Annotated in this window: 12 protein-coding genes and 3 tRNA genes; 11 read left to right on the top strand and 4 right to left on the bottom strand. The window is 60.7% G+C overall.

Translation table 11 applies throughout. From position 1 onward, the window contains the following. Window positions 1-145 precede the first annotated feature (145 nt). The 6 genes from rnc (at window position 146) to nagZ (ending at window position 5,737) form a co-directional block, all read left to right on the top strand. A complete protein-coding gene (gene rnc, locus AWB69_RS24115; RefSeq protein WP_062089343.1) occupies window positions 146-1,531 on the top strand; it encodes a ribonuclease III in 1,386 nt (461 codons plus the stop codon). Between the two features lie 106 nt (window positions 1,532-1,637). Then, complete coding sequence (gene era / locus AWB69_RS24110; RefSeq protein WP_062089342.1) at window positions 1,638-2,537, top strand: GTPase Era; 900 nt, start codon at window positions 1,638-1,640, stop codon at window positions 2,535-2,537. Then, complete coding sequence (recO, locus tag AWB69_RS24105; RefSeq protein ID WP_062089341.1) at window positions 2,524-3,438, top strand: DNA repair protein RecO; 915 nt, start codon at window positions 2,524-2,526, stop codon at window positions 3,436-3,438. The genes era and recO overlap by 14 nt, the downstream gene beginning before the upstream one ends. After that, window positions 3,435-4,208, top strand: a complete 774-nt coding sequence (pdxJ, locus tag AWB69_RS24100) for a pyridoxine 5'-phosphate synthase (protein ID WP_062089340.1) — start codon at window positions 3,435-3,437, stop codon at window positions 4,206-4,208. Before recO ends, pdxJ begins: the two co-directional genes overlap by 4 nt. Window positions 4,209-4,251: 43 nt before the next feature. Further along, on the top strand, window positions 4,252-4,683 hold the full coding sequence (gene acpS / locus AWB69_RS24095) for a holo-ACP synthase (protein WP_062089339.1): 432 nt from the start codon (window positions 4,252-4,254) through the stop codon (window positions 4,681-4,683). A gap of 49 nt (window positions 4,684-4,732) precedes the next feature. Further along, on the top strand, window positions 4,733-5,737 hold the full coding sequence (gene nagZ / locus AWB69_RS24090) for a beta-N-acetylhexosaminidase (protein WP_062089338.1): 1,005 nt from the start codon (window positions 4,733-4,735) through the stop codon (window positions 5,735-5,737). A gap of 110 nt (window positions 5,738-5,847) precedes the next feature. Here the strand turns inward: nagZ and AWB69_RS24085 are convergent, their stop codons facing one another. From AWB69_RS24085 to earP, 4 genes are all read right to left on the bottom strand, one after another. After that, on the bottom strand, window positions 5,848-7,230 hold the full coding sequence (locus AWB69_RS24085) for a sigma-54-dependent transcriptional regulator (protein ID WP_062089337.1): 1,383 nt from the start codon (window positions 7,228-7,230) through the stop codon (window positions 5,848-5,850). 267 nt (window positions 7,231-7,497) lie between these two features. After that, window positions 7,498-7,833: a BON domain-containing protein gene (locus AWB69_RS24080; protein ID WP_075643978.1), complete on the bottom strand. Its 336-nt coding sequence runs from the start codon at window positions 7,831-7,833 to the stop codon at window positions 7,498-7,500. A 272-nt stretch (window positions 7,834-8,105) separates the two neighbouring features. After that, entirely contained in the window at window positions 8,106-8,663 is a 558-nt protein-coding gene (gene efp / locus AWB69_RS24075) for an elongation factor P (RefSeq protein ID WP_062089336.1), read from the bottom strand. A gap of 261 nt (window positions 8,664-8,924) precedes the next feature. After that, on the bottom strand, window positions 8,925-10,127 hold the full coding sequence (earP, locus tag AWB69_RS24070; RefSeq protein ID WP_082913555.1) for an elongation factor P maturation arginine rhamnosyltransferase EarP: 1,203 nt from the start codon (window positions 10,125-10,127) through the stop codon (window positions 8,925-8,927). Window positions 10,128-10,387: 260 nt separating this feature from the next. On the opposite strand from earP, the gene uvrC reads away from it, so the two are divergent. The 5 genes from uvrC to AWB69_RS24045 all read left to right on the top strand — a co-directional run bounded on the left by uvrC (window position 10,388) and on the right by AWB69_RS24045 (window position 13,814). Further along, window positions 10,388-12,574 (top strand): excinuclease ABC subunit UvrC, encoded by a 2,187-nt coding sequence (gene uvrC / locus AWB69_RS24065; protein ID WP_062089335.1) that lies wholly within the window; start codon window positions 10,388-10,390, stop codon window positions 12,572-12,574. Window positions 12,575-12,659: 85 nt separating this feature from the next. After that, complete coding sequence (pgsA, locus tag AWB69_RS24060) at window positions 12,660-13,256, top strand: CDP-diacylglycerol--glycerol-3-phosphate 3-phosphatidyltransferase (protein WP_062089334.1); 597 nt, start codon at window positions 12,660-12,662, stop codon at window positions 13,254-13,256. A gap of 159 nt (window positions 13,257-13,415) precedes the next feature. Continuing rightward, window positions 13,416-13,491 (top strand) — tRNA-Gly (locus tag AWB69_RS24055). Window positions 13,492-13,549: 58 nt separating this feature from the next. Next, window positions 13,550-13,625, top strand: a tRNA-Gly gene (locus AWB69_RS24050). Between the two features lie 115 nt (window positions 13,626-13,740). Next, window positions 13,741-13,814 (top strand) — tRNA-Cys (locus AWB69_RS24045). Window positions 13,815-14,834: the final 1,020 nt, after the last annotated feature.

The following is a 14,834-nucleotide window of genomic DNA, read 5'->3' as shown; positions in this document are numbered from 1 at the left end:
AGTTGTTATTGCAAGTCACCTTTGAGCCGCCTAGAAACAGCACGAAGAATCGCGGCTAACGTGCGCTTGCCGCGCCATTTTCCTTGCGGTTTTCCGGCCTTTCAGCCGGATTCGCCCCTCCCGGCGCCCGCGTTATACTCTGCCCATGCCCTCAACCCCGTTGGAAAGCCGGCTCCAGTACGAATTTCGCAATGCGGAATTGCTGCGCCAGGCGATGACCCACCGCAGTCACAGTGCCACGCACAATGAACGACTCGAATTTCTCGGAGATTCCGTTCTAAATTGCGTGGTGGCTGCGCTTTTGTTCCAACGATTCGCAAAACTCGACGAAGGCGACCTTTCTCGCGTCCGCGCCAATCTCGTCAAGCAGCAGTCCCTTTATGAGATCGCACAGGCGCTGAACGTCTCGGAGTCGTTGCGGCTGGGCGAGGGCGAATTGCGCAGCGGCGGCTTCCGGCGCCCGTCCATACTGGCTGACACGCTCGAAGCCATCTTCGGCGCGGTCTTTCTCGACGGTGGTTTTGACGCCGCGCATCAGGTCATCAAGCGGCTCTACACGCCCATCCTCGACCACATCGATCCGCGCACGATCGGTAAAGACGCGAAGACGCTGCTGCAAGAATATCTGCAGGGCCACAAGATCGCATTGCCGACCTATACCGTCGTGGCCACGCACGGCGCGGCGCATAACCAGCAATTCGAAGTCGAATGTACGGTGCCGAAGCTCGAGGTGAAGGTCTCGGGTTCCGGTGCGAGCCGGCGCGCGGCTGAACAGGCTGCGGCAAAGAAGGCGCTCGATGAGCTCGCCTCTGCCGCGCCGGCCATGACGGCGAAGCCGAAGCGCAAAGGCGCACGCGCGGCCAAGCAAGCGGAACCGGAAATCGTGCCGGGCGTGACGGGTGTGCAGGCGGCGCTCGATCTGCGCGCACCGGACCGTCGTGAGCGCGCACGTGCCAGCAGCACCGGCAATAGCGCCGGGCATGGCAGCAACACGCATAACGATCCCGAGCGTCCGGCCACCGCGCCGTTCGCGGTGATTCGCGCATCGCATGTGGAACCGTCGGCGGGTGCATTCGCCAGCGCGGAGAAAACCGAGCGGGCGACGATTCATCGGGCGGAGAGGACGGAGAAGGCCGACAAAGCAGCGGCCGATGCGCCGGCGGCTCGAAGCGAAAACGCGGACAAGTCATTGGTTGCGCACGCCGAATCCCCGGTGGATAACGCTGTGCATGACCCGGTGGAAAAAAACGCGGCGAAGGCCGATAGTACGGGTGAGAAGGCGGTCGCGAAACAAGCCGAGAAGCCTGCTGACAAGCAGATCGACAAGCAAGCCGACAAGCCGTCTGCGAAAAGTGCCGAAACGTCCACGGTCGAGAAGTCCGCAGCCTCCGCGCGGCAGCGGGAAGACGTGCCCGCCGCGCACTCTGCAACGGCCCCGAAGGGTGCGGAGAGCGTTGAAGCAAAGGTCGAAGCGCACCTGGAAGAAAGCGTCGATGCAACCGTCGTACGCGCTGCCGATGCTGGCCATTGACACAGGCTTTAAAGCTCGCAGTTGAAGCTCGCACCCTCCCGAACACCAGCATGATCCCGACGCCACGCGTCCCCACGAATTCACCGAATCCGCAGCCGCACACATTATGAACGCTCCCACTCCCCCTGGTTTCCGCTGCGGCATGGTCGCGATCGTCGGTCGGCCGAACGTCGGCAAATCGACCTTGATGAACGCGCTTGTCGGGCAGAAAGTCAGCATCACGTCGCGCAAGGCGCAGACCACGCGTCACCGTATTACTGGCATTCACACGCTTGACGACGCGCAGTACATTTTCGTCGATACCCCGGGTTTCCAGACCAAGCATAGCGGCGCGCTGAACCGCTCGCTGAACCGCGCGGTGACGTCCACGCTGACGGCCGTCGACGCCATTCTGTTCGTGATCGAAGCGGGCCGTTTCGGCCCCGACGACCAGAAGGTGCTCGACCTGATTCCGAATGACACGCCTTGCTTGCTGATCGCGAACAAGCTCGACCACGTGAACGATAAGGAAACGCTCTTCCCGTTCATGCAGAAAATGAGCGCGCTGCACGACTTCAAGGAAATCGTGCCGATGACCGCGAAGCATCCCGACGACATCACGCGTCTGATGACGGTGGTTAAGCCGTATCTGCCGGAAGGTTCGCCCATCTACGGTGAAGACGATCTCACCGATCGCAGCGAGCGTTTTCTCGCCGCTGAAATCCTGCGTGAGAAAGTGTTCCGCTGGACCGGCGACGAGTTGCCGTACACGAGCACGGTGCTTATCGATAAATGGGAAACCGAAGGCCGCCTGCGCCGCATTTTCGCGACGATCCTGGTCGAACGCGATACCCACAAGGCGATGATCATCGGCCAGAAGGGAGCGAAGCTGAAGCAGATCAGCACCGAAGCGCGCCTCGACATGGAAAAGCTCTTCGATGGCCCCGTGTATCTCGAGACCTTCATCAAGGTGAAGAGCGGCTGGGCGGACAACGAAGCGGGACTGCGCGCCTATGGGTACGAATGACGCGTGGATGACCCAGTCCTCCGACGCAGACTCCGATCCGCTCGCCGAGAATAACTTCAGCACCGACGAGCGGTCAGCGCCTGCGCCTAAAAGGCGCCGGACGGCGTCTGCGTCAGCGAAATCCGCCGCGCCGAAAGAGTTCAAAGAACCTAAAGCCCCAAAACCGCCGCGCGCCGCGCCGCGTTCGGACTTTCGTATCGCCGAGCAGCCGTCGTTCGTGCTGCACAGCTATCCGTACCGTGAGACCAGCCTGGTGCTCGACGTGTTTTCACGCGATCACGGCCGCGTCGCTCTGGTCGCCAAGGGCGCCAAGCGCCCGCATTCAGCGCTGCGCGGCGTGCTGCAGACTTTCCAGCCGCTGGGGTTATCGTGGACGGGAAAAGGTGAAGTCCGCACCTTGACGCAGGCGGAATGGGTGGGCGGCATGTTGCCTCTTGCCGGCGACGCGTTGCTATGCGGCTTCTACGTCAACGAATTGCTCGTGAAGTTTTGCGCTCGCGAAGACGCGCATCCCGCGCTGTTCAATCATTACGTACTGACGTTGTCTCGTCTCGCGCATGGCGAGCCCGCCCTGCATGCGCTGCGTTCCTTCGAACGCGTGCTGCTGCGTGAGACCGGTTACGCCATGGCGTTGCATAAAACCATCACGCGCCAGCCGGTTCTCGCCGATCAGAAATACGTCTTCGATCCCGAACGCGGTGTGCGTGACGCATCGGATGATGTACCGTCGCAATGGCCGGTGATCGCCGGCCAGACCCTTCTCGACATGGAGAAGGACGAATACAGCCGCCCGCAGACGGCCGCGCAAAGCAAGACGCTGATGCGCTTTCTGCTGAACGTGTATCTTGGCGGCACGCCGCTCGCCACCCGTCAAATCCTGATCGACCTGCAAAATCTATGAGCTTCTTCCTTTCGTCGCCCGCCAACGTGATCGATCTGGGTATCAATATTGATCACGTCGCCACGCTGCGCAACGCGCGCGGCACGTCGTACCCCGATCCGATCCGCGCCGCGCTCCAAGCCGAGGAAGCGGGCGCCGACGCCATCACATTGCATTTGCGGGAAGATCGCCGGCATATTGTCGATGCCGATGTCCACACGCTGCGTCCGCTATTGAAAACGCGGATGAACCTGGAATGCGCGGTGACGCAGGAAATGCTAGATATCGCGTGCGGCGTGCGTCCGCATGACGTGTGTCTTGTGCCGGAAAAGCGCCAGGAACTGACGACTGAAGGCGGGTTGGACGTTGCCGGGCAGTTCCAGGCCGTGAAGGCCGCGTGCGAGCAATTGGCTCAGGCGGGAGCGCGGGTGTCGCTGTTTATCGACGCCGATGAAACGCAGATCCGCGCGGCGTACGAAGCCGGCGCGCCGGTGATCGAATTGCATACCGGGTGTTATGCCGAAGCCCACGACGAAGCCACCCGGCAGAAGGAGTACGAGCGCGTGGCGCGCAGTGTCGATTTCGGCAATTCCCTGGGCTTGAAAGTGAACGCCGGACACGGCCTGCACTACACCAACGTCCAGCCGATCGCGGCGCTGGAGGGCATTGTGGAATTGAATATTGGCCATGCGATCGTTGCGCACGCCATTTTCGCCGGCTGGGACAATGCGGTGCGCGAGATGAAGGCGATCATGGTGGCGTCGCGGCTTGCCGCCACCGCCTCGCGATAAACGATCACCGGTCAACGCTCATAACCCCAACTCAGGCCCAACGATGGCGATCTACGGAATAGGTACCGATCTCGTTCAGGTAAGCCGTGTGGCGGGCGTGATGGAGCGCACGAAAGGGCGCTTCGCCGAGAAGGTGCTCGGGGCCGACGAGCTTCGCATTTACCACGCGCGCAACGCCCGCTCCGAAGTCCGCGGTCTCGCATTCCTCGCGACGCGGTTCTCCGCGAAAGAAGCGTTTTCGAAAGCCATCGGACTTGGCATGCACTGGCCGATGACCTGGCGTGCGCTGCAAACGCTCAACGAGCCGAGCGGCAAGCCGAAGATTGTCGCGTCGGGAGAACTCGCCGACTGGATGGCGGTGCGCGGCATCACCGCACAGGTCACGATCACCGATGAACGCGACTACGCGGTGTCGTTTGTGATCGCGGAAACAGGCGCAAGCCCGGCACCACCCACAGCAACAAAAACCCCCTGACTTTTTCTCCCTCAATTTGAACTCGTTAAAACGTATTCCCGGACCGGTCATGCTCGACGTGGCCGGTACCACTCTCTCCGACGCCGACATTCGCCGTATCGGCCATTCAATGACCGGCGGCATCATCCTCTTCGCACGGCATTTCCAGGATCGCGCGCAACTCGTCGCGCTGACTCATGCGATTCGCGAGATTCGTGACGACATCCTGATTGCCGTTGATCACGAAGGCGGCCGCGTGCAGCGTTTCCGTACCGATGGCTTCACCGTTTTGCCGGCGCCGGGCAAGCTCGGCGAGCTGTGGGACCGTGACGTGTTGCTGGCGACGAAAACCGCGACCGCGTTCGGTTATGTGCTCGCGGCAGAACTGCGGGCATGTGGCATCGACATGAGTTTTACGCCCGTGCTCGACCTGGATTACGGGCACTCGAAAGTGATCGGCGATCGCGCGTTGCACAGCGATCCGCGCGTGGTGACCTTGCTCGCGAAGAGCCTGAACCATGGCTTGGCACTCGCCGGCATGGCCAATTGCGGCAAGCATTTTCCGGGGCACGGGTTTGCATCGGCGGATTCGCATGTGGCCATGCCTGTGGACGATCGTTCGCTCGAGGACATACTCGCCGCCGATACCAAACCGTACGACTGGCTCGGCATGTCCCTGGCGTCGGTGATCCCGGCGCACGTGATTTACCCGCAGGTCGATGAAAAGCCCGCGGGTTTTTCGCGAGTCTGGCTGCAGGAGATCCTGCGCGGCAAGCTGGGTTTCAACGGCGCGATTTTCAGCGACGACCTGTCGATGGAAGCCGCCCGCGCCGGCGGAACGCTGACGCAAGCTGCCACGGCGGCCCTCACGGCAGGTTGCGACATGGTGCTGATCTGCAATCAGCCGGACGAAGCCGAGAAGGTGCTGGAGCGGCTTACGTTCGTGCAGACGAAGGCATCGCAGGCCCGCTTGCGGCGGATGCGGCCACGAGGCCGCGCGTGGAGCTGGGGCAAGCTGATGGAGCAGGTGGAGTATCAGCAGGCGCGGGCGCTGGTGAAAAGCGCGCTGGGCTGAAGCGGTTTCCAGCGCTTTCTACCGCAGATGGCACAGGCGAGCGTAGCCGTAAAAAAAGCCGCTGGTTCGAAAAACGAAAGAACGAGCGGCTTGTTTCAATCAACGCCTCATCACTCCATCTTCATGCGCTGGAGCTTGTTGTAAAGCGTCTTGGGGCTGATCCCGAGCAGCGTCGCCGCGCGGTGCCGCGTGCCGCCCACGGCCTCCAGCGTCGCGCGGATCAGCATATCTTCCACATCGGCTAGCGCCGTGCCCACCGTCACCTGCACGCTGCTGCCGTTCAGTCCGCGTCCGCCTGCACCGGCGTGCTCATCGGCCCGCAGGGTTTCGATCACATCGCCCGATGCGTGATACGCGCGGCGTACCCGCTCGCGCAGTTCGCGCACATTGCCGGGCCATTCTGTCGCCAGGCATTCGCGAATGAAATCCGGGCTCACGCGTTTCGGCGCACCGCTCGTGATGCCGCTCACGTGGTTCTCACGGTTCAGTTCGTCGACGAAATACTCTGCGAGCAACGCAATGTCGTCGCCCCGGTCGCGCAAGGGCGGCAACGCTATCGACGATGCATTCAGGCGCAGGAACAGATCTTCGCGCAACTTGCCTTCGGCCAACGCGTCTTTTACCGGCGTGCGCGTCGCCGCGAGCAGGCGGAAGTCCGTCACGATCTTGTTGCTGCCGCCCACGCGCATGAAGGTCTGCGAATCGAGCGCGCGCAGCAGCGCTTCTTGCTGCGGGATCGGCAATGCGTCGATCTGATCGAGGAACAGCGTTCCGCCGCCAGCTTGCTCGAGCAAGCCGGGTTCGCGGTTTTCCGCGCCGGCGAACGCGCCGCGCTCGTGGCCGAACATCAGGCTTTCCATCGACCGGTTGCTGGTTTCGTTGGCCGCAGCGCAATCGAATGAAACGAACGGGCCTTTGCGACGCCGGCTCATCTCATGCAGCGTGCGCGCCGCGACTTTCTTGCCCGTGCCGCTTTCGCCGCAGATCAACACGGCCGCCTCGGTGGGCGCGGTGTGTTCGATCAGGTCGTACACATGCTGGATCGCGCCGCTGCGGCCGAGCAACCCGCCGAAATGCCCCAGTTCGCGGAGCGTGGTGCGCAACGCCCGCACTTCCTCTGTCAATTCGTACGGGCGCGGAATACGGGCGAGCAAGCTGCGCAAGCGCGGAATGTTGACCGGCTTCAGCAGGTAATCCCAGATCCCTTGCCGCAAGCCTTCGATAGCGCTTTCCACTGTCGCGTTACCCGTCATCACAATCACGGGCAGCGCACCGCCAGGCGGTTGCGCCGGCAGGTTGTGCAGCAGCTCGAGACCACTGCCGTCGGGCAGGTTCAGGTCGACGAGCACGACGTCCGGGATAAAGCGCGTAAGCGCTGAGCGCGCTTCGGCGAGCGTCGTCGCGGTGTCGACGGAAAAACCGTCGGCCGTGAGGATGGCGGAGAGGCCGGAAAGGCTGTTGGGATCGTCTTCGACAATCAAAGCGTGTGGCATGGCGGACACAACGTATAAATGGTCTGAAATGCGTTCCGTGCCGGTCGCCTCTAATGGCGAAATCCAGCGGCGGACGCCTCGATGCCGGGCAACGTCGGCGTGGGCCACGGGCGGGATGACGTCATGGTGTCAGTTTCCGCTCCAGCTTCCAGCCCTTGCCCGACGCTGCGGGGTCTTCGTCCTGCGCTTCCTGCAGTTTTCCTGAAGCAGCCGGTTCTCTCTAGGCACGACGTGTGCCCGACGCGGTCGTTCAGCGTTTTCAGCGTGCTATTGCGGCTTCACCTGCAGTTCGTTCTTGACCGACTGCACGCCTTCCACGCCGCGTGCGACCGACACCGCCTTTTGAATCTGTTCCTGCGAATTCACAAAGCCCGACAACAGCACTTCACTCCGATATGTCGTCACGCTGACCGCCAGCGACTTCAGACCCGGATCTTCCAGCAATGCTGCTTTCACCTTGGCGGTCAGCGCGGAGTCGGTGGTGTATTCGCCAGCCGATTCATGCGATGGTGTCGACGAACATCCGGCAGTGATCGCTACTACCGGTACGGCACATGAAAGAGCAAGAGCAAGACGGGTGAGAGCGGTTTTTGTGATAGGCATGGTCGTGTGTTGTTGTTGGAAAATTCGACGCCGTCACAGCGTGGCTACAACTAACTGAGCAGGTTTCATGCCATCGGCGTGTTTTAGAAAAATCAAGGTCTTAGCACTCAACATCGCATTCCATGCAAGGGAGCACCCGGAAATTTCGGGAAACGGTCCGGTAAAGTTTGCCTGAATTGGCAATAATGTTCAGCAAAAAGAAAAAGCGCCCCGAAGGGCGCTTTTCTTACCTTGAGCACGCGAGCCGGCGTTGCAGCCGGCGGACCGAAGCCTTAAGCGCGGCTGCGATACTCGTTGGTACGCGTATCGATTTCGATCTTGTCGCCAATACCGCAGAACAGCGGCACCTGCAGTTCGAAACCCGTCGCGAGCTTGGCGGTCTTCAGGACCTTGCCCGACGACGTGTCACCCTTCACAGCCGGTTCCGTATAGATGATTTCGCGAACCAGCGTGGTCGGCAGTTCCACCGAGATGGCTTTCTCGTTGTAGAACACCACTTCGCACGGCATGCCGTCTGCGAGGTAGTGCAGGGCGTCGCCCATCATGTCGGCTTCGACTTCGAACTGGTTGTAGTCGGCGTCCATGAACACGTACATGGGGTCGGCGAAGTACGAGTACGTCACTTCCTTGCGGTCGAGCTGGACGACGTCGAACTTGTCGTCCGCCTTGTACACCGATTCCATGTTGCCGGTTGACAGCAGGTTACGGAACTTCATCTTCACGACCGCGGAATTGCGGCCGGATTTGTTGTACTCGGCCTTCAGCACGACCATGGCATCGCTGCCGATCATCACGACGTTGCCGACGCGGAGTTCTTGTGCGGTCTTCATATTAAAAAACTGTCCTGTACGAAAATGTGAGCCTGATCGCTGCAGTGTGGACGGCTGGCTCGTGGCCAGGGATCCGATCGATCCCCAACCCGGGCGATGGCCCGTTTGTGCTCGCTTAAATGCTCGCTTGAGGCCGCTTCACTGGCTATTCTGACCAATTTGACCAATTTGACTATTCCCACCGTGCTTATTCCACTGTGCGCACTGTGGAATTCGTCCGGAACTGATGGCGCCCCGAACTGCAAGCCGTTGGATAACCGCTTATTTTAACTGAGTTTTCGCGAATTCCGCCAGATTTCCAGCCAGATCCCCAACGCCTGCCAGTTCCTCTGCCCAATCGGCGGCACGCCGTTCCAGCAGCGCGCGGTTTTGCCAGAGATCTTCCCAGTCCGGGGTGCCCGCGCCGTTCCACGCATGCCAGAAGCGTTCGAGCGAGGCCCGCGCCCCGGCAGGCAGGCCGTTCGCGTAGTGTGCGAGCGCGGCATCGAGTTTCGGCAGATGGGCGTCGTCGCCTTGTGGGTAGATGTGCCAGACGAATGGCTTTCGCGCCCATTGCGCCCGCACGAACGAATCCTCGCCGCGCACGAAATTCACATCCGCGGCCCAGAGCAGGGAATCGAAGAGCGGCTGTTCGACAAAACCGAGCGCGTACGCCTCCAGTGACCCGCTTTTCGCCTTCGTTCCGGCAAGGAAGTCCGGCAGGCCGAAAAACCGTGCCACCGCCCCGGAAATGCGTCCCTCCGGCACGAGCAGCGCGATCGGCGTGGCGGAGTGGCGCCATTGTTCGAGCAGCGTGTCGATGGCCGGATTCTCGTACGCGAACATCGCAATGACGGTCGTGCCGGGCGGCGGCGTAGCGATGCCAACCCGTGTGTGCCACCAGGCATCGCGATCAAACGCCTCACGCCCGGCATCGAGCGCGCTCTCTTTCAGCACGCCGCCGGTGCCCGGCCCCAAGCCGGGGAAAAAGAACGTCTTGTCGAGCGCGTAGCGCGGATGCGGCGAGGGCCGCAGATGAAAATCCGCGACCCAGTCCTCCCCGCTCAGATATTCGAGATTCAGCCACACGGGCTTCTGCTCGCGGCGGGCCATTGCGCTCACGTAGACCGCCGGTAATTCGCAGCCGAACGCCTCGATCACGACATCGGCGATCTGTAGCGTGTCGCCCGCGCGCGACGGCGCGTGCCAGTGCTCGATCACGACACCCGCCGCGCTCTGGCGGTCCAGTGCAGGATCGACGGCGGGGCAGAGCGCATGAAAGGCCTTGAGATCATCGACGAACAGCCGTACCTGCCAGTCATGCTCGCTGGCCAGTTGGCGCGCGAGCCGCCAGCAGACGCCGATGTCGCCGAAATTGTCGATGACCGCGCAGAAAATGTCGCACGCGATGTCGCTGGCCGGAGCGCCGGTGTCGACGCTGGCGTGGCCGGTAGCAGCCGGCAATTGTTGCGATGAAGACGGCATGGGCAATAGAGCGGCGATGAACCGCTAATGAATGGTGGACAACAGATTGAACTAAACTGGCGTTTTTAAGGATAACGATTCGCGCGGCGCGCTGCGTTACGGTTGCGTTGCGATTACGTCAAGGGCTTGCCTGGGCGGGAGTGCTTCGGCCGCGCCCTGCTGGTCTTCCCGCGTAATCCAGTGCTGCCGGGAACCAATAAAATCATTTCGCAAATCATTTCGCTGTTTCCAAGCTGCGCGCTCCCCGCCATCATCCCTGCATGACAGACTCCGACGTTTTCGACCCTAAAAAAAGCCTGGCTCAGTTGCCGCACTTGCCGGGCGTGTACCGCTATTACGATGAGCATGGCAACGTGCTGTACGTCGGCAAGGCGCGCGACCTGAGAAAACGCGTGTCGAGCTATTTTACGAAGACGCTGCTTTCTCCGCGCATCGCGATGATGGTGACGCGTATTCGCAAAATCGAAACCACGGTCACGCGCTCCGAAGCCGAAGCGCTGCTGCTCGAGAATAATCTGATCAAGGCGCTCGCGCCGCGCTACAACATCCTGTTTCGCGACGACAAGTCGTATCCGTATCTGAAGCTCACCGGCCACAAGTTTCCGCGCATGGCGTATTACCGTGGCGGTGTGGACAAGAAGAACCAGTACTTTGGCCCGTTCCCGAGCGCGTGGGCCGTGCGCGAGAGCATCCAGATCCTGCAGCGCGTTTTCCAGTTGCGCACCTGCGAGGATTCCGTCTTCAACAATCGCACGCGGCCTTGCCTGCTGCATCAGATCGGGCGCTGCACCGGGCCGTGCGTCGGGCTGATCAACGAGGAAGATTACGCACGCGATGTGTCGAACGCATCACGGTTCCTGCTCGGACGCCAGGGCGAAGTGATGAAGGAGCTCGAGCAGAAGATGCACGCGTTCGCCGCCGATCTCAAGTTCGAGCAGGCCGCGGCCGTGCGTAACCAGATGAGCTCGCTGTCCACCGTGCTGCATCAGCAGGCAATCGAGGTGGGCGGCGATAACGACGTCGATATCCTCGCGGTCGCGGCGCTGGGCGGCAAGGTGTGCGTGAATCTCGCGATGGTGCGCGGCGGCCGGCATCTCGGCGACAAAGCCTATTTCCCGACGCATGTGGAAGCGGCGCTGGCAATAGAAGATGCAATGCCGGAAGAGCTTGCCGGCGATGACTTCGTGGACGGCGTGGCGAATATCGTCATCGAAGAAGTGGATGCGCAGGCCGACGAAATCGCGCTGCCCGCCGGCACGCTCGCGGCGCGCGAGCAGGCGTTTGAAGCGCACGCTACTACCGATGAAATGCAGGAGGAGATTGCTGAAACCGGCGCCGCGCCGCTGGACGACACGACGGAATCGGAACGTCAGGGCGCGCTCGAAGCCGAGGTGCTGGAGGCGTTCATCGCCCAGCATTACATCGGCAATCGTGTACCGCCAGTGCTGGTGGTGAGCCACGCACCGGCGAACCGCGAGCTCGTCGACCTGCTGATCGAACAGGCGGGGCACAAGGTCGTGGTGCTGCGCCAGCCGCAAGGACAAAAGCGCGCGTGGCTCTCAATGGCCGAATCGAATGCGAAGCTCGCGCTCGCGCGCCTGTTGTCCGAACAGGGTTCGCAGCAGGCGCGCACGCGTTCTCTCGCGGACACGCTGAGCCTCGAAATGGACGACCTCGCGCAATTGCGGATCGAATGTTTCGACATCAGCCACACGATGGGCGAGGCAACGCAGGCATCGTGCGTGGTGTATCACCATCACAAGATGCAGTCGGCCGAATACCGGCGCTACAACATCACCGGCATCACCCCCGGTGATGATTACGCCGCCATGCGCCAGGTCCTCACGCGCCGCTACGAGAAGATGCTGGCGCAGGCCGCCGCGCGAGCCGCCGATGAACCGCCGCAGGAAGCGGTGGAGTTGGAGGCCGAAGCGCAAGTTGAACCTGGACCCGTTGGTGCTGCCGAAGCCGATGTCGCCGAACCGGTTCCATCGGGCGGCCGTTTGCCGAATATCGTCTTGATCGATGGCGGCAAGGGCCAGGTCGAGATCGCGCGGCAAGTGTTCGCAGAACTTGGACTCGACCAGGGCATGCTGGTCGGCGTGGCAAAGGGGGAAGGGCGCAAGGTGGGACTCGAGACGCTGATTTTCGCCGATAGCCGCACGCCGCTCGAACTCGGCAAGGAGAGCGCGGCGCTGATGCTTGTCGCGCAGATCCGCGACGAGGCGCACCGTTTTGCGATTACCGGCATGCGCGCGAAACGGGCGAAGACCCGGCAGACATCGCGGCTTGAGGAACTGGAGGGCATTGGCGCGAAACGGCGCCAGCGGTTGCTGTCGCGTTTCGGTGGTTTGCGCGGGGTGCAGGCGGCGAGCGTGGAGGATCTGGCGAGCGTCGAAGGCATTTCGCAAGCACTGGCCGAGCAGATCTACCGGCAGTTGCATTGAGCGCAACCTCCGGCCGTCCGGCCCGTCGTCTTGTGACATATAAGGCGACGCGGCACAATGGCACCTCTCTATAAGAGTCACGCCCATGCCGTTTAATTTTCCGATTTTCCTGACGTGGCTGCGAATTGTGCTGATTCCGCTCGTCGTGGGCGTCTTCTATTTGCCGGACGTGATGATGAGCCCGGACCATCGCAACCTGCTTGCAATGGTCATTTTCGTGCTGGCCGCGCTGACCGACTGGTTCGACGGCTACCTCGCGCGCAAGCTCAATCAGACATCGGCATTCGGCGCGTTTCTCGATCCCGTAGCAGACAAGCTCATGGTCACCGCCGCGCTGCTCGTGCTCGTGCAACTGATGCGGCTGAACGCGGTGATTGCGCTGGTGATCGTGGGCCGTGAGATCACCATTTCGGCGTTGCGGGAATGGATGGCGCAGATCGGGGCATCGAAGAGCGTGGCGGTGAATTCGCTCGGCAAATTCAAGACGGTCTGCCAGATGGTGGCCATCCCCATGCTGCTGTTCTATGGGCCGCTGAGGATTGCCGGCACGCCGCTCGTTATCGACACCCGTGTTTGGGGGCTCTGGCTGATCTACGTCGCGGCGTTCCTCACGGTCTGGTCCATGCTCTATTACATGAAACTCGCATGGCCGCAGATTCGTGAGCGGGGCGGCATGCTGTGATTCAGATTGGAGAGCGTTTAAAAGTGATGGGGTACATACAAAGCTCTTGACACTAAAGTTGGCCTTCTCCATAATCTCGTTTCTGTCGGGTGAACGCAAAACAACGCAGCGCTCGATGAAGTACAAAAGCAGTAAATTGGCAGAAGAAGTCAGCAAGATGCGGGAGTAGCTCAGTTGGTAGAGCGCAACCTTGCCAAGGTTGAGGTCGCGAGTTCGAGCCTCGTCTCCCGCTCCAAATTTAGAAGGTCATTGGCAATGGTAAGCCGGTGGCTGGCAGCAAAGTGCAGGACCATGCGGGAGTAGCTCAGCTGGTAGAGCGCAACCTTGCCAAGGTTGAGGTCGCGAGTTCGAGCCTCGTCTCCCGCTCCAACAAAAAGGGGAAGCCAAGCTTCCCTTTTTGTTTGGTGCACCAGCTCAACAGGTTGATTTGGGTTGGATTTGCCAGGCACGGATTGCCGTACGTAGTCCAGTAGTCCCCGCTTCTGGCGCGATAGCAAAGCGGTTATGCAGCGGCCTGCAAAGCCGTTTAGGCCGGTTCGACTCCGGCTCGCGCCTCCAAAGTTTTACAGAAAAAGCCCTGACCTGTCAGGGCTTTTTCTTTGTCCATGCTGTTTTCAGATACATGGAAATGCGCCTTCTTAAGCGGTACAAAACCCTCACTTATCCTTCGGAAAACACCCACAACCACGCGTAGATCGGCTCATTGGCCGTTGATGCGAGTTTTTGTAACGGGGCTATGTCGACTGAATATATGGCATGGAATAACGCTGCTGTCGAGAACCGCGTGGCGGAGTTGCCAGACGCAGTCAATGACGTGGGATTACACATCACTACCCGGCTGAATCTGGTTCGTCAGATCGGACGCTGTCTGCGGTTGGACTTGTCCGCGCTGGTGAGCGAGGTCATTGAACGGTAGGCGGTCTTCTTTTAAGAACGTCTATCAAGGGAGGCGTGATTCTCTGATGACATGTGCCCTCATCGGTCCCCTGCGTCTTTGGGGCTCACATGAACTACAAGGTCAACGACGGTCCTATATTCGGACTATGCGCAATTACACCCCCCCTGGGGAGTGGTGCCGAAAGCTATACGGATCATCGTGCAATTGATGTGACTTGGATCACAAACTCGCACTAGTGAGACAGCTAGACTCTGTGCGCTCGGTAGTAATGGGCAGCCATAGGTTCACACATGTCGCAGCAAACCGCCAATCCTTCGGGATTGGCGGCCCCTCCTGTTTATATCGAACTGCTAATCAATAGGCAATGGCGCGTTGCACCTTTGCCAGCCTGTTTTCCTGCAGCTTCAGCTCATGTCCCTGCTCGCCCTCGTTGTATACCGAAATTTAGTGATTTGTGCGCGCCATCACACATAGTTTCGAATCCTCCCCCGACAATCCGCCAGCGCTCGATGTGAGCGGAGGCTTGGCAGGCCCGAGTTGATTCAGGCATACCACGACGAGCCATTTCACTTCGACGTCGTTACATGTGTTTTTAATCTGAATCTAATTGGAGTTATACATGGCTGCTGCATCAATCACTGACACTGTTCAACAAGCATATTTGGCGTACTACGGCCGCC

Source organism: Caballeronia udeis (assembly GCF_001544555.2).
Classification (GTDB): Bacteria; Pseudomonadota; Gammaproteobacteria; order Burkholderiales; family Burkholderiaceae; genus Caballeronia; species Caballeronia udeis.
Note: the sequence above shows the minus strand (reverse complement) of the source record. Positions and strands in the feature narration are given on the sequence as shown.